This window comes from Streptomyces sp. PT12 (assembly GCF_003311645.1).
Lineage (GTDB): Bacteria > Actinomycetota > Actinomycetes > Streptomycetales > Streptomycetaceae > Streptomyces.
Genome location: NZ_QEST01000224.1, coordinates 1 through 19,687, shown reverse-complemented (window position 1 = coordinate 19,687; position 19,687 = coordinate 1). Strand labels below are relative to the sequence as shown.

The window sequence follows — 19,687 nt, the reverse complement described above, 5'->3', positions numbered from 1 at the left end:
TCTTACTCCTTACGGGTGCGGCTCTGCAAGTAGCGGACCAGCACCATCAGCGCATTCGCCGATGATTTCGTGTCCCGCGCGTCGCAGGTGACGACCGGGGTCTCGGGAAGGAGGTCGAGGGCTTCCCGCAATTCCTCGTCGGACCGGACCGGCGTGCCATCGAAGTGGTTGACAGCGATGGCGTACGGGATGCCGTACTTCTCGACCAGGTCCATGACGGCGAAGGATTCCTTCAGCCGCTGTGGATCGACGAGTACCAGTGCTCCGAGCGCACCCCGCGACATGTCTTCCCACACCTGAACGAAACGCTGCTGACCCGGCGTTCCGAACAGATAGAGGACGAGTCGGTCGGTCAGTGTGAGCCGACCGAAGTCCATGGCGACAGTGGTGGTCGTCTTGCCCTTGATCCCCTTGAGGTCGTCAACGCCTTCCCCCGCCTGCGTCATGGTTTCTTCCGTGCGCAGGGGCGGAATCTCGGACATCGTGCCGATAAAGGTTGTCTTTCCCACCGCAAAGTGCCCGACCACCAGGATCTTCGCCGCGATCTGGACTTTCTCGTTCAGATGCACGGTGTCATCCGAAACGGGCCTGGAGACCATCCAGCACCTCCTGGAGAACCTGAATGTCGGCAAGCTGTGCCGGTGGAATAGGACGACGCGTCAGAATGAGGCCGCTCTCCACGAGATCGACCAGCAGGACCTTGACGATGCCAACCGGCAGCCTCAGGTGTCCCGCAATCTCGGCAACGGAGAGGTAACCCCCCTCGCACAGCGTCACCAAGTCCCGCTTCTCCGGGTCGAGGTGTGCTTTGCGCTGGGTGTCATCGGCCGCGGTGACCAGGGTGATCAGCTCGAACCTACTGGTGTCAGAGACGTCGCGACCGTTGGTGATGACATACGGTCGCACTAATTCGACGTACTCGGGCTCAAGAGGGTCCGTAGGTGGTTCGAGATCATCATCGGAAGGCGTCGTCATGCCTGAATACCCGTATTCTGGCGGGGCGGCGTCGTCATGGCCTTTCCGAGCTGCGCCACGAGCTGCTGCATCCGGAAGGTGATGTCGGCCATGTCGACATTGGGTGCGGCAGAGACGGCGAGGTAGGCGCCCTCTCCCGCCGAGATCAGGAAGACCCAGCCGCCGTCGAACTCGACGACCGTCTGCCGCCACTTCATCGCGGCACCGCCGCTGAAGCCCGCGACCGTGCGGCTGAGCGACTGCATGCCGCTCATGGCCGCCGCGACGGTGTCCGCCTGGTCCCGGTCGACCTTGGTCGAGTGCGCCATGAGCAGACCGTCGGCCGAGACGAGGATCGCGTGCCGGGCGCCCGGGACCTCGAGCGCGCCCTCAAGCATCCAAGACAGTTCGCTATTCACTGGACGTCATGCCCTTCCCTGCTCGGCTCTGTGCTGCGACCGGACTGGGTGCGACCGGACTGGGTGCCCCGCTGGAACGCGCCCATGATGGAGGCGGTCTCCTCGCTCGACCTTCCGACCGCCGAGTTGGCGGAGTCCGCCGTCGGCACGATGGCGATGGCCCCGCGGCGCCGGCGCTTGGGCAGCCCGCCCGCCGTGGTCCCCGTGGTCTCGACCTCCTCGCCTGCCACGTACTCGGACTCGGTCGGTTCCTGCGGTTCGGGCATGCTGGTGAGCAGCTCCTGGGGGAGGAGGACCACGGCCCGCACCCCGCCGTACGGGGAGGACGAGTCCACGGAGACGCTGAATCCGTACCGAGCGGCGAGCACGCCGATGACGGCGAAACCGAACTGCGGCGGGTTCCCGAGCTCGGTGACACCCACGGGGTTCTCACCGGAGAGGAGACGCTGAGCCCTCGTCTTCTCCTCTTCGTTCATGCCCACACCGGCGTCGTCGATGATGACGCAGACGCCCTTGGGCACGGTCCTGATGTTGATTTCGATGGCCGCTTCGGGCGACGAGTAGCTGGTCGCGTTGTCCAGCAGCTCCGCGAGCACCAGCGCGACCGGCTCGACGGCCTGGCTGATGATGGCGAAGTTCGTCTGCGAGCGGATTTCCACGCGCGTGTAATGGCGGATGCGCCCCTTGGCACTGCGTGCCACGTCATACACCGACGCGACACCGCGCGCGCGGCCGAGCCATCCGTCACAGAGCACGGCGACGGACTGGGCGCGACGACCGAACTGGGAGTTCATGTGGTCGATGCCCAGGAGGTCCTGGAGAATATCCTGGTCGCCGTACTTGTCCTGAATCTTGGAGATCGCCAACTGCTGTTCGTTGGCGAGACCCTGGAGCGTTCGCATCGCGGACTTCAGGGCCGTCTTCGTGGCTTCTTCGGCGCGGAGTCGAGCGTCGTCCACGGCCTCGCTGAAGTTGAACTCCAGCTCGTGATGGCGCGTCTCGAGCTCGACCTGCTCTTTGCGGAGCTTGGCGTTGGACTTCCGCGCCCGGTAGATGGTCGCCGCGGCAAGGGGGGTGCCGACGACAAGACCCCAAAGGGTTGGATCCTGTAGGTAATCGGTCATTGATTTCTCTTCAAACTAGACCACCAGGTGCAAGAAATAAGGGTGCCTTGGGGTTCTCGAATCCGCTTTCCCCCGAAGCAGGTTCGCCCCCTCAGCCGAACGGGCACGACGAGGGAGCCCGCCCGGGCGCGAGGGATGACCTCGGCCGCACGGACAGCAGCCGGAGCACACCCGGCCGCCACTTCGGCTCCCTATGCCCCACTGACGGCATAACGCTCCTTGGGATGAACCCTCTTGGCTGATTTACCAGTTGGCCCTATGGCTTACGCGCCCTCAGCTCGTTTGGCAAGCCCGGCGATCGTATCATCGTCACGCGAGCCGACCACCGCCCCCGCGACCTTCATCGGGTGATCTGTCGGGCACTCAGGCGGCTTAGGTTTCCGCGCTGTTAAGGCGTACTCAAGTCCCACACAAGGAAGTCACACCGCCAACAGTTCCGCCTTAGTCGGGGGGTTGGCGCCTTCCCGCGTACACGTGATCGAGGCGGCGAGCGCACACGTCGTCAGCACCTCCCGCAGGGCCTGTGAGCCCTCGGGCGGGCCGCCCCGCTCGGCGATGGCGTCGAGCAGGGCGCTCTGGAACGCGTCGCCCGCGCCCACGGTGTCCACCACATCGACGCGTGGGGCGCCCACGCGCGCCTCATCGGCGCGCGACACCGCGAGTGCGCCCTCGGCGCCCAGGGTCACCACGGTCAACGCCGGTCCCTCGGCGAGGAGTTGGCGCGCGGCCTCGGCGGGCGCGAGCCCGGGGTAGAGCCAGGACAGGTCCTCGTCGCTGGCCTTCACCACGTCGGCCGACCCGGCGAGCCGCGCGCACACGGCGCGATAGGCGTCGCGGTCGGGCTGCACGGCGGGGCGGACGTTGAGGTCGACGACGACGGTCCTGCCGAGGGCGCGCTGCTCGCGGCAGAGGTCGAGCATGCGCGAGGCGCCCGGCTCGACGACCGCGGCCAGCGACCCGGTGTGCAGCACGGCCGTGTCATCGGGCACCGGCACCAGGCTCGGCGCCCACTCGGCGAGGAAGTCATAGGTGGCCGCGCCGCCCTCGTCCAGATACGCGAGCGCCACGATGGTGCGGCTCGCGTCGGAGGGCAGCCTGCGCACCTCGACGCCGATGCGCGCCAGGTGGTCGCCGACGAGCGCGCCAGGCGGGTCGTCGCCCCACGCGGTGAGCAGCGTCACCGGGCGCGTGAGGCGGTGGAGGCCCACCGCCACATTGGCGGGGCTGCCGCCAGGCACCGCCAGCGCCTCGCGCGCGCCGACCGGCCACAGCAGGTCGACCAGCGTCTCTCCGACCACCGTCACTCGCGCGTCCACCAGGCATCTCCCTCTCCGGCGCGCGTTCGCGCCCCGCGCCGTGACGCCCATCTTCGGATGCGCCGCTCGGCGACGACACAGCGGGGCCCCCTTCCCTTCGTCAGCCTGGGTTGACAGGACCCCGCCTCGTCAACCAAGGTTGACGGCATGGGCGACATCGACCTCTCCCCGCTCACCGAGGAGTCCGATCCGCTGGCGGCACTGCGTGCCATTAGCGAGCTGCGCCAGCGCCTGGAGCGCGAGGAGGCGGTCCTGGTGCGCCGGGCGCGCAACGACGGGGCGACCTGGACGCGGATCGCGGCGGCGCTCGGGGTGTCCAAGCAGGCGGTGCACAAGAAGTACGGGGGCCGGACGTTCCTCGGCCTCGGAAAGGACTGAGGATGCGGGCCGCGACGGCGTTGGACGAGCTGGTGGAGCGCGCCGCGGAGCGGCTTGGCCGCGGCCGCCCCGGCGCCCTGGCGGTGGCGGCGGTGCGCGAGGGCGAGTGCGCCTTCCACGGCGCGGACCCCAGGGCCGTCTTCGAGATCGGCTCGCTCAGCAAGACGTTCACCTCACTCGCGCTGGCCAGGCTGGCCGTGCGCGGGGAGGTAGCCCTCGACCTGCCGGTGCGCGAGCTGCTGCCCGCGGGCACGCGCGTCCCCGAGCGCGGCGGGCGGGCCATCGAGCTCGGCCATCTGGCGTGCCACACCTCGGGGCTGCCCAAGCTGCCCAAGGGGATGCTGCCCCGCGCGCTGCTGCCGGGCCCCGACCCCTACGCCGGGTACACACGGGAGAAGGTGCTCGACGGGCTCGCCCGCACCAGGCTCCGCTCGGCGCCGGGCGAGCGCTTCCACTACTCCAACGTGGGCGTGGGGCTGCTCGGGCTCGCCCTGGCCGAGCACACGGGCCTGGACTACGAGGCGCTCGTCCGCGCCGAGGTGTGCGACCCGCTCGGCCTGGCCGACACCAGGGTGCGCCTGGACGACGAGCGCGTCGCGCGCCTGGCCCCAGGGCACTCCCGCACCGGGCGCCGCGTCCCCCGCTGGCACACGGCCGCCCTGGCCCCGGCCGCGGGCCTGCACTCGACGGCGTCCGACCTGCTGAGCTTCGCCATGGCCCAACTCGGCGACGCTCCAGGCCCGTTGGCCGCGGCGATGGCGCTCACCCGGGCCAGCGGCCACCCGCTGGGCGGCAAGGCGACCGCGCACCCGGGCTGGATCGGGCTACGGCTGCTCGGCGGGGGCGGCGACGACACCCTGATGCACAACGGCGGCACCGGCGGATACCGCTCCCTGCTCGCGCTCACCCCCGAGCGGCAGACGGCCGTGGTCATCCTGAGCGCCAACCCCCACCCGACCACCCGCACGGGCCTCGGCCTCCTCGCGGAGCTGTCCCGGCGCTGAGACGTCCCGCACTGAAACCGTCCGCTGCGGAGAGGTCGCTCGCGGAGCGACGCGAACCCGCCGTCCCCCGTGGCTTATGTTGGGCGGATGCTCCAGGGAGTCCAGGGGGACGAGATCAGGGTGCCGGTCGGAGCGGGGGCCGGGGAGTGGGTTACGCGAGGGCGGTGCCGCCGCGTGCTGCTCGTGGTGCACAACGTCACCTCGGCGACCCGGCTGCTCGACATCCTGCCGCTCTTCCGCGACGACCTGCGCATCCAACTGATGGTGACCTGCACCGGCTCGTCGCCGTTCCAGGCGGGGGTGCCGGAGCTGTTCGCCCGGCTCGGGCTGCCCGTGCTGCCCTGGGAGCAGGCCCTGCGCACCCCGGTCGACCTGGCGATCAGCGCCAGCTACGGCGGTCAACTGCATAGAATCCAGGGCACTTTGGTCGTTCTCTCCCATGGCGCGGGGTACAATAAGACGCTGTCAACGCCGGACGCCGGACGCCGGACGCCGGACGCCGGACGCCGGACGCCGGACGCCGGACGCCGCGGGCCCACCCGTGTTCGGGATGGCGCCCGAGTGGCTGCTGCACGAGGGGCGGCCCATCGCGCACACCATCGTGCTCTCCCACCCCGAGCAGCGTGAGCGGCTGCGCGCCGCCTGCCCCGAGGCCGCCCCGACGGCCGTGCTCGCCGGTGACCCCTGCTACGACCGGCTGCTCGCGGCCCGCGCCGACCGCGCACGCTTCCGCCGGGCGCTGGGCGTCGGCGAGGGCCAGCGGCTCGTCCTCCTGAACTCCACGTGGAACCCCGACTCCCTCTTCGGCGACAGCGGCGACGACGTCCTGCCCGCCCTGCTCCCCCGGCTGGTCGCCGAGTTGCCCGCCGACGAGTACCGGGTGGTGGCCGTGCTCCACCCCAACATCTGGTACGCGCACGGCCCCGGGCAGATCCGGGCCTGGTGCCGCGCGGCCGAGGCGGCGGGGCTGACGCTCGCCGACCCGCTCGACGGCTGGCAGCAGGCGCTCGTCGCCGCCGACTGCGTCCTGGGCGACTTCGGCTCGGTCACCTTCTACGCGGCCGCGCTCGGCACCCCGGTGCTGCTCGGCGCGTTTCCCGCCGACCGGCTCGACCCCGCCTCCCCGGTCGCCCAACTCGGCCGCGCCGCACCGGCGTTGCGCCCGGCCGCCGCGCTGCTCCCCCAGCTGACCGAGGCGATCGAGGGCCATGACCCCGGCCGCCATGCCGCCATCACGGGCCAACTCACCTCGGCGCCGGGCGAGTCGGCCGCCCTGCTGCGGGAGCTGAGCTATCGGCTGATCGGCCTGCCCGAGCCGGACCAACGGCCCGCGCTGCTCGACCCGCTGCCGCTGCCCGCGTTCCAACCCCCCGTGCGCACCGCACCGTTGACCGTGCTGACCCGCCTGCTCGGCGCGGACCCCGGCGAGCCGCCCGAGATCGAGGTGGCCCGCTTCGCCGGACCGGCGCCAGAGCGCGGCTGGACCGTGCACGACGTCCATGTGTCCGTCGACGAGGAGTGCGCCGACCCAAGCCGCCTCGCCCTGGCCGCGGTGATCGTGCGCCGGGGCAGCGACGACGACCCGCGCCTCGGGCCCGGCAGCGCCTGGACCGCCGAGGCGGCAGCGCGCCACCCGGGGGCGGCGCTCACCGTCTTCGTCTCGGGCCCCGACCGCTGCACCGCGCGCACCAGGGACGGGCGGCTGCTGCGCGTCATGGCCGTCCCGGCCCCCGATGGCAGCCCCGACCTGTGTGACCCCGCGGTCTACGCGTCCGCGCTCCACGCCTGGCTGAGCCGGGGCAAGTCCATCGATGAGCTGGCCAGCGGCATCACGGTGCGCACCGGGGCGGCGCGCCACCGCGTCGCGGTCACCGACCTTCCCCGGCCCCGGGCTCCTCTTCCATGAGCAGGGCCAGAACGCGCTCCTCCCCCACCGTGTCCCCCGTCGTCTTGTGCACCTGGCGGGCGCGCCGCCACAGCGCGCGGCGGCGCTCGGCGTCGTCCTCGCAGCGGGCGCGCAGCTCGACGATCGCGGCCTCCTGGATCAACGCGCCCTCCTCGTCGGCCATGATCTCAAGCGCGGCGTCCAACGGCCCCCGCGCGCCCGCGTGATCGCCCGCGGCGAGCCTGGCCTCGCCCAGACTGGTCAGCACCCGGGCCTCGTTGTACCGGTCGGGGGTCGGCAGGGCCCTCATCTCGGCGAGCGCGGCGTCCAGTTGGCGCAGGGCCTCGGGGTAGGCGCCCGCGCCGTAGCGCGCCCGGCCGACGTGGTGCGCCAGCAGGGCCAACGCCCGTGGGTCACCGGCCCGTTCGGCGAAGGTCAGGGCCTCGTGGAAGAGGTCGAGCGCGTCGTCGAACCGCCGCTGCCGCAGCCGCAGCAGGCCGAGCGATTCGAGAGCCGTGGCGCGGCCGCGCGGGTGGTCGTCGCGTTCGGCGGCGAACGCGGCCCGGAAGTCCGCCTCGGCGGCGTCGAGTTGGCCGAGCGCCAGCAGCGAGAAGCCGCGCTGCACCCGCATGCGCGCCAGCGCGCGGGAGTCGCCGACGGCCAGCGCCGCGCCAATGCCAAGCGCGTGGGTGCGCAGGCAGTCCTCGTGGAAGCCGCGCCGCAGGTGCAGGCCCCACATGGCCTCGCACAGCTGCCACACGAGCGCGAACCGCTCGCGCTCGGCCGCGGTGCGCACGGCCGCGACCAGCACCGCGCGCTCGGTGAGCAGCAGGTCGAGCGCCCGCTTGCGGGAGTGGACGGGCTCGCGGCGGGCCTGCGCCCTGGCCGCGGCGCCGACGTACCAGCGTCCGCGCATGACGCTGACCTCGGCCTCCACCGCGGTGGCCAGGCACCAGGCGAGCCAGCGCTCCACCGCCGCGTCGGCGTCGGGGTCCGCGAGCGTCGCGGCGTGCCGGTGGGCCTCCATGGTCTGCCGGTACCTGCGGGGCCCCTCGGGGCGGCTGACCTCGACCAGGCGCCGCCCGGCCAGCTCGTCGAGCAGGTCCTGGGCCTCGGCCTCGTCGGCGAGGCCGCAGAGGGCCGCGACGGGGCCAGCGCCCTGCACGACCGGCGGCAGCTGCCCGAGCAGCCGGTGCAGCCGGGCGGCGGCGGGGCCGAGTGCCCGATAGCGGCGTTCCACGGCGTCGGGCCAGGAGGCGCCACCGGCTTCCGCGCGGGCGATCTCCTCCAGCCGTTCGCCATGGGCGAGTTGGGCCACGATGTCCCACACCCTGGCCGGGTGCCCACCGCAGCGGCGGACCAGCTCCCTGGCCTCGGGGGCGGCCAGGGCGCCGGGGTCGACGCGGCCGTCCTCGACGAGGAGCGTCTCGACATGGGCGTCGGCGAGCGGCCCAAGCAGCAGCACGCGGGCGCCGTACTTGCCGACCAGGCCCGGCATCCGGTGCCGGGTGGTGACCACGAAGAGCGAGCCAGGGCCGCCCACCACAAGCTGGTCCACCTGCTCGGGCGACTCGGCGTTGTCGAGGATCACCAGGGCGCGGTTCCCGCGCAACCGCGCCTGGAGCAGGGCGCGTTGCTCGGCGAACCTGGGCCCGACGGTGCCGGGGTAGGAGCCCAGCTTGTACAGCAGGTCGGTCGCCGCCGCGCTGGGGGTAAGCGCCTCGCCCGTCGCATGTCCCCTGAGATCGACGTGGAGTTGGTCGCCCGGCAGCAGGTCGTCGAGCTCCCTGGCCAGCCGAACGGCCAGGGCGCTCTTGCCGATCCCGGCCTCGCCGACGATGAGCAGCAGCCGGGGCCGCTCGGGCGCCTCGGCCACCAGCTCGCGCACCTGGGCGATGGCCTCCTCGCGGTTGACGAACGACGCATAGGACGGCTCGATGGTGGCCAGCCGCTCGGGGGTCTCCTCGCGCGCGAACCGCCGCAGCAGGGCGGCGATCTCCTCGTCGTCGCGGGCGCGTTCGACGATGGCCTCGGCGAGCCGCAGCATCCGGGCCGGGTCGTCGCTCGGCTCGGGCGGGGGCGCGTCGTCGCCGTCGGCGCGGCGCCCGCGGCCCATCCGGCGGAGCAGCGCGGCCAGCGGCCCGACGGAGACGCGCCCGGCCTCCTGCCCCGCGCCGGTCACCATCGCGTTGGCCAGGGCGGCGATGATCGCTGGGCCGAAAACCTCCATGTCCCCCTCGTCCCCCTCCGTGGTCCGGCAACGGCGCCACGTTACCCGCTCGATGACACCGGGTCATCCTCGCGGCGTCGGCGGCCCGGGCGCCGATGGCACCGGGGTGCCGCCCGAGTCCCGGCGCGGATCGCGGGGCAGAGTCACGGAAGACGGCGACGGCGGACGGCGGCAACGGGCGGCACCCGAAAGGCACCCGAAAGGCATTCGAAAGGGACGGGCATGGCGGTGGGCGGGTCGGTGGGCTTCACGGTGGAGGTCGAGGGGGCGGCCGGGATGCGCACGGGCGCCTGGGTGGTGGGCGAGACGCTGGCGATCGCGGGGCATCCGGGGCGCGCGCCGCTTGCCACGGTGCGGCTGCGGCGGGCGGCGGGCCAGGAGGCCGGGGGCGCGCGGCAGGGCCGAGGCGCCGCGGCCCATGTGCCCCTGGGCGAGGTGACCGTGGCCGAGGCGCCCTTGGGCGAGGTGACCGTGGCCGAGGTGGAGGAACGCGCCAGGCTCGGCGGCGGGGACCCGCACCCGGCGCTCGACCTGTTCGCCCCGGACGGCGCGCCGCTCGCGACGGTGGAGCCGCGCGAAGTCGGCGCCTGGCCTGGCCTGTTCGAGGTCGTGGACGCCGATGGCCGCCCGCTCGGCACGGTCGTCAGGTCCCGCACGCCGCTGCTGCGCCGCGCGACCTGGACGATCCACCCGGCCGACGGCGGGCCACCGGTCACCGGGCGGCAAGGCACCGCGGCGGGCTGGCTGGCGTTCACCGCGCTGCTTCCGCTGTGGCTGCTCGCGCTGCTGATCTCGCTGCTCGTGGCGCTCGGCACCTTCGGCCTCGTCACCCAGCTGCTGACCTGGGGGCGGCCCAAGAGCGTCGCGTGGCGGCGCGGCCCGCTGGGGCGGCGCCTGCTGGCCTTCGGCCACGCCCGCGGCCTCTATCGCGCGGCGGCGAGCAGCCCGCTCGACGAGCGGCTGATCCACGCGCAGGCGGCGCTGCACCGCTTCACGGCGCTGCACGCGACATGAGCCCCGGCCGCGGTGCGGCGTTCCATACTGGCCGGATCCGGCACCGTCCTGGACGAGGAGGGATTCGTGGACATCCAGCGCACGGCGGCGCCCCGCGCCGATCACACGACCGCGACCGACGGCGTTCCCATCGCCACCTGGACCTGGCCGCCCGACGCCGTACCGCCGCGCGGCTGGGTGCAGTTGGCCCATGGCGCCGCCGAACACGCCCTGCGCTACGACGCGTTCGCCCGGCACCTCACCGCGCACGGCTACGCGGTGATCGCGTCGGACCACCGCGGCCACGGCGCGACGGCCCCCCACACCGGCGGCCTCGGCGTGGTGGGCGACTCGGGCTGGCGCGCGGTGGTCGAGGACCTGCACGCCGTCGGCGAGCGGGCCCGCGCGGAGTTGCCCGGGCTGCCGTTCGCGCTGTTCGGGCACTCCATGGGCTCCCAACTGGCCCGCGACTACGCCCAGGAGCACGGCGCGGCGCTCAACGGGCTGATCCTGTGCGGGACTTTCCGCTCCCTGCCAGGGTGCGAGCCGGAGACGGCGATCCAACGGCTCGGCGCGGAGATCGAACGCGGCGGGCGCGGCGCCAGGTCGTCGTTCGTGCCCGACCTGTTCGCGTCGTTCAACGACCCCTACCCGTTCCGCACCGGCTTCGAGTGGCTGTCGCGTGACGAGGCGGAGGTGGACGCGTACGTCGCCGACGAGCGCTGCGGGTTCCCGTTCAGCGCGGGGCTCTCGCTGGACTGGGTGACGGGCGTGCGGAAGATCAACGACCCGGCGGGGCAGGCCGACATCCCGCGCGACCTGCCCGTCCATGTCGTGGTCGGCGACCAGGACCCGTGCCACTCGGGAATGACGCTGGTGTACGAGCTGCTTGAGGACTTCCGCCATGCGGGTATCCGCGAGTTGAGCTGGCGGGCCTGGGAAGGAGCACGCCACGAGATCCTCAACGAGACCAACCGGCACGAGGTGTTCGCCGCTCTCGTCGCGTGGCTGGACGAGCGGGTCGCCGCCTGAGCCGGGCGACGGCCAACGGCTTCACCGGGCCACCGAGCCAACGGTCCGTCAACTCTCGCTGACATGCGAGGATTTGAGTCCGGGAAGAACGAAATCGAGGGAGAGTGGACAGCATGGCCGGAGCCCGCGAGGAAGCGCCGCCGGAGATCAACGTCAACGTCCCAAGCGTCGCGCGCATCTACGACTACGCCCTGGGCGGCAAGGACAACTACGCCGTGGACAGGACCGCTTACGCGGAGCTGGAGAAGGCGGCGCCCAGTTCGAGGCCGCTGGCGATCAACAACCGCCGCTTCCTCCAGCGCGTGGTCCGGATCCTGGCCGAGGACTACGGCATCCGGCAGTTCATCGACCACGGCTCAGGGCTGCCCACCCAGGACAATGTGCACCAGGTGGCGCAGCGCATCGACCCGTCGTCGCGCGTGGTCTACATCGACAACGACCCGATCGTGCTGGCCCACGGGCGCGCGCTGCTCCAGGAGAACGACAAGACGACCGTGATCCACGCCGACTTCAGGGACACCGAGGCCATCTTCGCCCACCCCGACGTCCAGCGGCTGATCGACTTCGACGAGCCGGTGGGCGCGTTGTTCGTCTCGGTGCTGCACTGCATCCCCGACTCGAGCGACCCCTGGGGAGTCATCCGCCGGGTGGTCGACCAACTGCCCTCGGGGAGCTTCCTGGTGATCAACCAGCTCGTGAGCGACGACGCCGAGACCCGCAAGCGGCTCACCGACTTCCTGGTGGAGAGCACGGGCGGCAACTGGGGCCGACTGCGTGAACCGCACGAGGTCGAGCGGTACTTCGAAGGTCTTGAGATCCTGGACCCCGGCCTGGTCGAGATCAGCGGCTGGCGCCCCGACTCGGAGCTTGGCCCGAAGCAACAGACCGACGAGTGGATCGAGTTCGGCGGCGTGGCCCGCAAGCCGTAGCCCTTGCCGGGCGTTCCGGGCGCGCCCGCGGCGTCGAGTCCGGTACTCACCGGGCCCCCGGGCGTTGTCCGGGGGCCCGGATGGCCGTCTTCGGGCCCGCGCCCCCTGCGGGGTCCCCGGGCCATGTCCGGGGAAGACCGGGAAGCCGCCCCGCACGGTCTGCGACCCGGCTCCCGGGGCCCCCGGAGGCAGGCAGGCACCCGCGGCGCGGGCTGAGCGTCGGGGGCCGCCGCACGACTCCCCCGGAAGCCGCCAGGTCAGGGCTCAGCTGCGCTTCAGCTCGTCCCTGAGCCTGATGTGGTCGAGCAGCTCGGCCGTCTTGCCGTGGGGCTCGGCGGTGGCGCACAGGCTGTCCATGACCGCGAGGTAGTCCTCGACGTCGTCCCGCTTGTCCAGGTAGAGAGCGCTGTTGAGCTGCTCCAGGTACACGATGTCGGGCAGGTCGGGCTCGAGGAAGCGCAGGATCGTGATCGGCCCGCCCGCGGCGGCCAGCCCACCGATCCGGAATGGCGCTATCTGAACGGTGATGTTCGGCCGCTCGGACAGCTCGCGCAGGTGCTTGATCTGCTGGCGCATCGCCTCGTCGCCGCCGAGCGGGCGGCGCAGCGCGGCCTCGTCCACCACGGCCCACAGCTTGGGCGCTCCCGGCTCCATCAGGAAGCGCTGGCGCTCCATCCGCAGCTCGACGCGGCGGTTGACCTCGCGGTCGGAGGCCCGGGGGTTGCCGAGCCTGATGCAGGCACGCGCGTAGTCGGCGGTCTGGAGCAGCCCGGGGATGAACTGCACCTCATAGGTGCGGATGACCGACGCGGCCTCCTCGAGGCCGATCATCGTCTCGAACCACGGCGGCAGGACGTCGCTGTAACGCTGCCACCAGCCCGGCACGTTGGACTGCCGGGCGAGCGTCAGGAACTGCTCGCGCTGGGACTCGTCGTCCACCCCGTACAGCGTGAGGAGGTCGGCGATGTCCCGCTCCTTGGCGCCCACCCGGCCCAGCTCAAGTCTGCTGATCTTCGCGTGCGAACCGCGGATCGCGTCCCCCCGCGGCCTCGCGCGTGATGCCGCACGCCTCGCGCAACCTCCGCAGGTGGGTGCCGAGCACGATCCGCAGAACGGTGGGTCCGCCCCGCGGGTGCGCGAGGATGTCGCGCACCGCCGAGGCGCGCCCTGCCTGAGCTGACGCCATGTGTGTCCCCTGAGTGTTGAATTCGCGCCCAAGTGTTGCACTGTTCGGGCGAGGCGTACAGTCGCTCAGGCGCCACTCAGGGTGAGCCGGTCAGTCGGCGGCGACCAGGTCGTCGAAGTCGCCGTCCTTCGCGCCCTGGATGAACGCCGTCATCTCGGCGTGGGTGTAGATCAGCGCGGGGCCCTCGGGGTCACGGGAGTTGCGCACGGCCACATCGCCACCGGGCAGGCCAGCCATCTCCACACAGTTCCCGTTGGGGTTGCTCCGCGCGCTCTTCCGCCAGGCCGCTTCCTCGATCAGGGCGGCGGGGACACCGTTGGCGAACCTCGGCATGTGCACTCCTCTGTGGGGTCGCGCCGCCCGGGGTGGGGTGGGGTGTGGGCGGCTACTGAACAAATTCTGCCCACGAACCGAGCGTTCTTGCACCTGTTCTTGCAGCTGTTCTTACATTCGTTCTTTCAGGTGTACTTGCAGCGATACGCTGGGTCCACAAGGATGGACCCAGCGCACCCGTCGCCGCCGAGGGTCACGTCACTACGTCGCGGAGGTCTTGATGCCAGCTCTCCCGTTCGCCGCCATGGCACCGCTCCATGCCGGGCAGCTACCGGGAGGCAGGGCCGTGAACACGGCGGGGTTCGCGACGTTCCCGCTGTCCGACGCGCCACAGACGCCGTCGGCCGCACGACGCATGACGCGAACGACCCTGGCGGGCTGGGGACTTGACGCACTCACCGACGACGCGACCGTGATCGTCTCGGAGTTAGTGACCAACGCCATGCGCTACGGCCTGCCCCGGCAGGGCGAGCGCGCGCCGCTGCCGCCCGCCACGCCGCGGCAGCCGATCCTGCTGACGTTCGTGCACTGCGAGGGCTCGGTCCTGTGCGCGGTGTTCGACCCGGGCACCGAGGTCCCGCGTCTGAAGGAGCCCGATCACTTCGAGGAGTCGGGCCGCGGCCTGCATGTGCTGGAGTCGCTCGCGGAGCGCTGGGGCTGGACGACGCCCGACCGGCACGGCAAGGCCGTGTGGGCGCTGCTCGTCCCCCCGGACGCGTCGGCGGAGTGGGAGCCGCTGACCAGACTCCTGCTCCTGCTCGAACTCCTCAGCGGCCCCTCATGGTTGAAGTCGCTCGGTGCCTCGGCAGCCGACGAGGAGGCGCACCGGGTCAGCGACCGGCGGCGCGCTTGAGGCAGTCGGTGATGCGCTGCACCACCTCGACCTGCCGATCGACCAGATAGAAGTGCCCGCCGTCGAAGACGTGCAGGTCGAAGCCCGCCTGCGTGTGACCGGCCCAGCGCTCGGCCTCCGCCACGGTGGACTTGGGGTCGCGGTCGCCGATGAACGCCGAGATCGGGGCGTTGATCCTGGCCAGCGGATCGCCGCGGTAGGTCTCGATGGCGCGGTAGTCGTTGCGCACCGCGGGCAGGACCATCCGCAGCAGCTCCTCGTTGTCGAGCACCCCTTTCTCGGTGCCGTTCAGCCGCCGAATCTCGGCGATCAGCCCCTCGTCGTCCTGCCGGTGGAACGCCTCGTCACGCCATGTCGCGGGCCCACGGCGCCCCGAGACGACGAGCGCGGCCAACGGCGGCGCCCCCGGCGTGCGCTCCAGCACGCGCGCCGTCTCGAACGCGAGCACCGCCCCCATGCTGTGCCCGAAGAACGCCCACGGCTCGCGCTGCCAGGGCCCGAGCGCCTCGGCGACGCGCTCGGCGAGCGGCAGGATCTCCGTCACGAACGGCTCGCCCCTGCGGTCCTGGCGCCCCGGGTACTGCACGGTCAGCACCTCGATGTCGGGGTGCAGGGCGGCCGAGAGCGGATGGTAGAAGCTGGCCGAACCGCCCGCGTGCGGAAAGCACACCAGGCGCGTGCGCCCCTCGGGCGCCGGGTGGAACCGCCGGATCCAGGCGTCGCCTCCTGACATGGCCCAAGCCTCCTCGTTCTCACCGACTCCGGGTCCCCACACGGCCCTTGACCCGGCCCACCGGCCGGAACGCGAGTGAGAGCACCCCCCTGAGCTTGATATGGTTTCCCCGTCACCGCAACGGCCAACCCGTTGCACAGACACCCCGTCCGGGTGGCGGAATGGCAGACGCGCTAGCTTGAGGTGCTAGTGCCCGATTAAGGGCGTGGGGGTTCAAGTCCCCCCTCGGACACGAACAGTACGCCCACGCGTGGTGCTGGCCGGGACTCGGCCAGCACCTCTTGTTTTTCATGGTCGTAGGTCAAGCGTAGACCCAGGTGGCGGTACACCTCGGCCTTGTCCGCCGGGTCGGCCTGGCGAAGGATATTGAGCAGGCCGCCGAGGGCGTCGACGAGGTCGCGGATCTCCTGGCGGCTCATCCGCTGCGCCGGGCCGGTGGGGCCTTTGAGCTGCTTGAGCCGCGTTTCCGCCGTGAGGCGCTCGGCCTGGACCTCGCGGCTCCAGGAGGCGACAAGGGAGGGATCGGCTCCCGCTTCCAGTGCGGCGCGGTGCCGGGCCAGCTTGTGGTCGCATTCGGCCAGGGCGCGCCGGAGTGCTTCGGCCTGCGGGTGGCTCTGCGGCTGGGCTTCCTCGATGGCGGTGAGGGAGTGCTCGATGCGTCGGGGGGTGAAGGCTCCGGCCAGCCAGGTGTCCAGCGGGTCAATGAGGTCGGCTTCGCGGAGGTAGGCGCTGCGGGGGTGGTCGATCGTGTTGGCGATGGCGTATTCGGCGGGGAAGCGGCAGCGGTAGTACGCCTCGTCGCGGACCCAGTTGCCTTGCATGCGCCGTCCGCAGGTGCCGTGGGTGATCAGGCTCTTGAAAGCGTAGGGGTGCTGGGTGCGTACCTGGCGGCCGGTGGAGGCGGGGCCGCGGGAGGCCAGGCGCTGCTGGGCGTGGTCGAAGGTGTCCGGGGTGATCAGGGCGGGGTGGGTGGGCTCCTCGGAGCGGACCCAGGCGTCCTTGTGGTTCCAGGTCTGCTTGGTGTGATGGCCCAGGGCGACGTCCTCGACGTCGATGAGTGTCTCTTCCTTGCGCTGTTTGTTCCAGACCTCGTGGCCGGTGTAGCGGGGATTGGTCAGGATCGTGCGGACGGCGCTCTTGGACCAGGCGATGCCGGAACGGTGGCGGTTGCGGCCGGGGTCGTGGGCGGAGGGGCAGGGGATGCCGTCGGCGGTCAGGCGTTGGGCGATGGCGAAGATGCCGATGCCGTCCAGGTACTCGGTGAAGATGCGCGTGACGACGAGGGCCGTCTCGGGGTCGGGCTCGAGCCGGTGGAGGCGTTTGCCGTCGGCGGCCTTGGCCGGGTTGGGGTGGGGTCCGGCGTCCACCAGCCGGTAGCCGTAGGGCGGGCGCCCGCCCAGGAAGCGGCCTTCGATCCGGGCCTGGGCGGCCATGGCGGTGCGGACGCGGATCTTGATGCGGGTGCGTTCGCCCTTGCTGACGCCGCCGAATACGGACATGACGAGGTCGTGGGCCTCGGATTCGGGGTCGATCGGGCCGCCGACCTCGGGCACCCACAGAGGCACGCCGTAGTGCGTGAAGACGGGAAAGGTCAGGCCGAACTGGTTGCCGTAGAAGGCTCGTTGGGGCTCGCCGATGACCACGGCGTCGAAGCCGCGGTCGGGGCTTTTGAGGGCGTCCAGCAGCGCGGCGGCCTGGGGCCGTCGCCTCCAGGGGATGGAACGGGAGTCGCCGATGTCGAAGTACTCGGCGACGATGGACCCGTGGGGGGAGATGAGAGTCTGTGCGCGGGTGAGCTGCCAGTTCCTCGATGCGACGGGGTCTTGCTGGTCCTCGGTGGAGCACCGGCCCGCGAAGGCGAAGGCGATCGTCACGCTGTCCTCCTTTCGCTGTCGATCCGTGTCGTGCCGCCCACCTCCTTCTCGGGGTGGGCGCAGGTCGTGCTGTCCGCGACGTTGCACACGAGGCGGAGCAGAGCCGCCGCGGCGGGCGAAGTGAGCAACGGTGGCTCCTCGGGGAGGATCACGGTGACGTCCGGCCGACCGGCCTGAGGCCCACGGTCGCCGGTCTGCGCCGCGCTGCGGCGGGACGGGCCGCCGTCTTCAGCCACGGGTGCCCCCGCTTTGGTGGAGCGGTGCCCTGTGCCGGGCTTCCCTGCGGTCCTTCGACCGTATGACGAGACGAAAGCGCAGGTCAAGGCCGGTGGTTGGGATCCCCGCATCGCCTGTGGGGACACGGATCGCTCCCTCGCGGGCAACGGTGGACGCGCGCCGGGGTGCGGTGATCGCAGTGCGGCTGCTCATGAGAGTCCCCTGGAGGGCTGCCGCGGATGCGCTTGTTGTTGACGGGCGATCTCCCACCGGATGCGCGGGACGGCTCGCTGCTGGGGCCGACGGGGTCGGCCGGGTTGGTTCCAGCCGTTACGGGGTGGCAGGTGGGCGGTGGCGCGGAATCCGGCGGCGCGCAGGCTTGCTCCGCTCTCACCGACGTCATAGAGAGGACAACCGCATCCTTGATGCGTACATCGGCAGGGCAGGGGCGTCCGGCTCCGGTGCGCCGGTCGTTGGACATGGGCGTCTTCGGTGTGCTCGCAGCTGCGGCAGACCTGGCGCTGGGTGTAGGTGATCAGCCGCAGGTATCCCATGGCCCGGGCGGCGCGCCAGGCCGCCCCGTACAACATGGAGTTGGCGTTGGGTGTGCCGTCGGTGCAGGTGCGCGTCACCTCAGCGGTGCGGCCGTCATCCAGGAGGCGGGCCACCGGACGGCCGACGACCGCGACCCCGGCGAGTGTGCCGTCGGCCGTCACCCCGAGGGCGAACTTCATTCCCTGCGCAGGCCGATGGTGACGGTGATGGCCCGTGACGAACTCTGTGGCCTGCCGGAAGGTGATCGGAATGATCTCAAGCCCGGCCGGGTGGAGGCAGTTTCCCGCAGAAGGAGGAGAAGGAGGCGTTCGGGAGTGGGCGCGCAGCCGCTCGGAGCGAAGGGCGCGCGGGGGTTCGCGGTGAGTGCTCATCTCTCCGTCCTCGGGGCGGGTGCCTGTCCGCTGGGCAAGGGGCGGACTGCGCTGATGCCGGTCAGGCGGCTGGCGGCAAGCTGGGTGAAGGACGGGTTGAGGTCGATGCCGAGATAGGCCCGTCCAAGGCGCATCGCGGCGAGTCCGGTGGTGCCCGTGCCACTGAACGGATCGCACACCAGACCGCCACGTGGGCAGCCGAGGTGGACGCACCGCAGAGGGATCTGGAGGGGTGAGATGGCTGGGTGATGCTGGCGGCGGCGCGGGGTGACGGGAATGGACCACACGTCTCCCGGGTCCTCGCCGCGCTCGGTCTGCCCGAGGGGCCCGGTCTCGGTGTTGCCGGGTTCGCGCGGGGTGGGGTCGAGGTAGTGGTGCTGCTGTTTGGCCAGGAGGAAGACGGTCTCGTGTCGGTTGGCGAGGCGGTCGCGGACGGGGAAGGGGGCGGCGTTGGTCTTGTGCCAGATGACGGCGTTGCGCAGGAGCCAGCCGTCGGCCTGAAGGGCGAAGGCCGTTTTCCAGGGCATGCCGAGGAGGTTCTTGTCGGGCAGGTCGGCGCGGGGCCGGTGGGCGGGCTGGCGATACTGGCCGGGGCGGGAGTTGGGGTAGCCGTCGCTGTTGGCGGCGTAGCTGTCGCCGAGGTTGAGCCATACCGTCCCCGCGGGAACGAGGACGCGGTGGAGTTCGGCGAAGACCTGCCGAAGGTGGTTGATGTACTCGATCAGGGTGGCTTCGCGGCCTATCTGGGCGTCGCTCCACCGTGCCCCGCATCGGCCGCAACTCCGGTTCCCGACCCGCTCGGTGGTGGCAGTGGCCGGGTGGGTGCAGTCCGGGTTGCCGCCGGTCCAGGAGCCGGTGGCGTAGTCACGCAGCCGCCAGTAGGGCGGGGAGGTGACCACGCAGTCGACCGTGCCAGCCGGGAGAGCCCGCAACGTCTGGGTGGCGTCGCCGGTCAGCAGGGTGACCGGTTCGCGGCAGCGCACGCGCCGGACGGATGTCCACGCGCGCGGCGTGGAAGGCTTCGCTGTCATGCCCCTCCCCGCTCGGTTCCCTGGGCCGACAGGCCGTGGTGGCGTGTGCGGTCGGTGGTCCGAAACGGCTTCCGGGCCGGGCGGAGGGGGACGTTGCTCCACAGCTCTTCGGTGCGCTGGTGGCCTGCGCCGGGGTGGGGGTCTGTCCAGTCAACGGCTGATCTTGGTTGTTGAGGTTCAGTGGCTGGTGGTGGGGGTGAGCCGGCCTTCGAAGGCGATCTGGAAGGCGTTCAGCGGGGCCTTCCAGCGCATCGTCCAGCGGCGCCGACCC

General features: G+C 71.7%; 18 protein-coding genes, 1 tRNA gene and 2 pseudogenes. 9 read left to right on the top strand and 12 right to left on the bottom strand.

Annotated elements, in window-relative coordinates; all coding sequences use genetic code 11:
* Positions 1–2 precede the first annotated feature (2 nt).
* The 5 genes from DEH69_RS24215 to DEH69_RS24195 all read right to left on the bottom strand — a co-directional run bounded on the left by DEH69_RS24215 (position 3) and on the right by DEH69_RS24195 (position 3,813).
* Positions 3–599 (bottom strand): ATP/GTP-binding protein, encoded by a 597-nt coding sequence (locus DEH69_RS24215; protein ID WP_113689114.1) that lies wholly within the window; start codon positions 597–599, stop codon positions 3–5.
* Positions 574–975, bottom strand: a complete 402-nt coding sequence (locus tag DEH69_RS24210; protein WP_113689113.1) for a DUF742 domain-containing protein — start codon at positions 973–975, stop codon at positions 574–576. The genes DEH69_RS24215 and DEH69_RS24210 overlap by 26 nt, the downstream gene beginning before the upstream one ends.
* Positions 972–1,373 (bottom strand): roadblock/LC7 domain-containing protein, encoded by a 402-nt coding sequence (locus DEH69_RS24205; protein WP_113689112.1) that lies wholly within the window; start codon positions 1,371–1,373, stop codon positions 972–974. The genes DEH69_RS24210 and DEH69_RS24205 overlap by 4 nt, the downstream gene beginning before the upstream one ends.
* Positions 1,370–2,497, bottom strand: coding sequence for an ATP-binding protein (locus DEH69_RS24200; protein WP_113689111.1), 1,128 nt, complete (start codon positions 2,495–2,497; stop codon positions 1,370–1,372). Before DEH69_RS24200 ends, DEH69_RS24205 begins: the two co-directional genes overlap by 4 nt.
* Before the next feature lie 419 nt (positions 2,498–2,916).
* On the bottom strand, positions 2,917–3,813 hold the full coding sequence (locus DEH69_RS24195; protein WP_258534918.1) for a carbohydrate kinase: 897 nt from the start codon (positions 3,811–3,813) through the stop codon (positions 2,917–2,919).
* A 147-nt stretch (positions 3,814–3,960) separates the two neighbouring features.
* Between DEH69_RS24195 and DEH69_RS24190 the strand changes: the two genes are divergently transcribed.
* From DEH69_RS24190 to DEH69_RS24175, 4 genes are all read left to right on the top strand, one after another.
* Positions 3,961–4,191 carry a hypothetical protein gene (locus DEH69_RS24190; RefSeq protein ID WP_113689109.1) on the top strand — a complete coding sequence of 77 codons (231 nt, stop codon included), beginning with the start codon at positions 3,961–3,963 and terminating at the stop codon, positions 4,189–4,191.
* Positions 4,192–4,193: 2 nt separating this feature from the next.
* Complete coding sequence (locus DEH69_RS24185; RefSeq protein ID WP_113689108.1) at positions 4,194–5,195, top strand: serine hydrolase; 1,002 nt, start codon at positions 4,194–4,196, stop codon at positions 5,193–5,195.
* Positions 5,196–5,369: 174 nt separating this feature from the next.
* Entirely contained in the window at positions 5,370–5,822 is a 453-nt protein-coding gene (locus DEH69_RS33505) for a hypothetical protein (RefSeq protein WP_147255811.1), read from the top strand.
* Complete coding sequence (locus tag DEH69_RS24175) at positions 5,746–7,101, top strand: hypothetical protein (protein WP_309302900.1); 1,356 nt, start codon at positions 5,746–5,748, stop codon at positions 7,099–7,101. Before DEH69_RS33505 ends, DEH69_RS24175 begins: the two co-directional genes overlap by 77 nt.
* Here DEH69_RS24175 and DEH69_RS24170 read toward each other — a convergent pair.
* Positions 7,064–9,310, bottom strand: a complete 2,247-nt coding sequence (locus DEH69_RS24170; protein WP_113689105.1) for a tetratricopeptide repeat protein — start codon at positions 9,308–9,310, stop codon at positions 7,064–7,066. The genes DEH69_RS24175 and DEH69_RS24170 overlap by 38 nt on opposite strands.
* A 222-nt stretch (positions 9,311–9,532) precedes the next feature.
* Here DEH69_RS24170 and DEH69_RS24165 point away from each other — a divergent pair, with 222 nt between their 5' ends.
* The 3 genes from DEH69_RS24165 to DEH69_RS24155 all read left to right on the top strand — a co-directional run bounded on the left by DEH69_RS24165 (position 9,533) and on the right by DEH69_RS24155 (position 12,264).
* Positions 9,533–10,324: a hypothetical protein gene (locus tag DEH69_RS24165; protein WP_113689104.1), complete on the top strand. Its 792-nt coding sequence runs from the start codon at positions 9,533–9,535 to the stop codon at positions 10,322–10,324.
* Positions 10,325–10,396: 72 nt separating this feature from the next.
* The gene (locus tag DEH69_RS24160) at positions 10,397–11,335 is read left to right on the top strand and encodes an alpha/beta fold hydrolase (protein ID WP_113689117.1); all 939 of its coding nucleotides are present in this window, start codon (positions 10,397–10,399) and stop codon (positions 11,333–11,335) included.
* Between the two features lie 113 nt (positions 11,336–11,448).
* The gene (locus DEH69_RS24155; RefSeq protein ID WP_113689103.1) at positions 11,449–12,264 is read left to right on the top strand and encodes an SAM-dependent methyltransferase; all 816 of its coding nucleotides are present in this window, start codon (positions 11,449–11,451) and stop codon (positions 12,262–12,264) included.
* 264 nt (positions 12,265–12,528) lie between these two features.
* Here the strand turns inward: DEH69_RS24155 and DEH69_RS24150 are convergent.
* Positions 12,529–13,450, bottom strand: a pseudogene (locus tag DEH69_RS24150) (helix-turn-helix domain-containing protein).
* Between the two features lie 90 nt (positions 13,451–13,540).
* Positions 13,541–13,783, bottom strand: coding sequence for a DUF397 domain-containing protein (locus tag DEH69_RS24145; protein WP_113689102.1), 243 nt, complete (start codon positions 13,781–13,783; stop codon positions 13,541–13,543).
* Positions 13,784–14,069: 286 nt separating this feature from the next.
* On the opposite strand from DEH69_RS24145, the gene DEH69_RS24140 reads away from it, so the two are divergent.
* Positions 14,070–14,636 (top strand): ATP-binding protein, encoded by a 567-nt coding sequence (locus DEH69_RS24140; protein ID WP_181727581.1) that lies wholly within the window; start codon positions 14,070–14,072, stop codon positions 14,634–14,636.
* Here the strand turns inward: DEH69_RS24140 and DEH69_RS24135 are convergent.
* Complete coding sequence (locus DEH69_RS24135) at positions 14,614–15,369, bottom strand: thioesterase II family protein (RefSeq protein ID WP_113689100.1); 756 nt, start codon at positions 15,367–15,369, stop codon at positions 14,614–14,616. The two genes, DEH69_RS24140 and DEH69_RS24135, sit on opposite strands and share 23 nt — an antisense overlap.
* 147 nt (positions 15,370–15,516) lie before the next feature.
* Here DEH69_RS24135 and DEH69_RS24130 point away from each other — a divergent pair.
* A tRNA-Leu gene (locus tag DEH69_RS24130) sits at positions 15,517–15,601 on the top strand.
* Here the strand turns inward: DEH69_RS24130 and DEH69_RS24125 are convergent.
* The 3 genes and pseudogenes from DEH69_RS24125 to DEH69_RS24115 form a co-directional block, all read right to left on the bottom strand.
* Entirely contained in the window at positions 15,567–17,243 is a 1,677-nt protein-coding gene (locus tag DEH69_RS24125; RefSeq protein ID WP_113689099.1) for a recombinase family protein, read from the bottom strand. The genes DEH69_RS24130 and DEH69_RS24125 overlap by 35 nt on opposite strands.
* A 740-nt stretch (positions 17,244–17,983) precedes the next feature.
* Positions 17,984–18,268: pseudogene (locus DEH69_RS33700) on the bottom strand (XF1762 family protein); the annotation flags it as partial.
* Positions 18,269–18,381: 113 nt separating this feature from the next.
* Entirely contained in the window at positions 18,382–19,416 is a 1,035-nt protein-coding gene (locus tag DEH69_RS24115) for a site-specific DNA-methyltransferase (RefSeq protein WP_113689098.1), read from the bottom strand.
* Positions 19,417–19,687 lie beyond the last annotated feature (271 nt).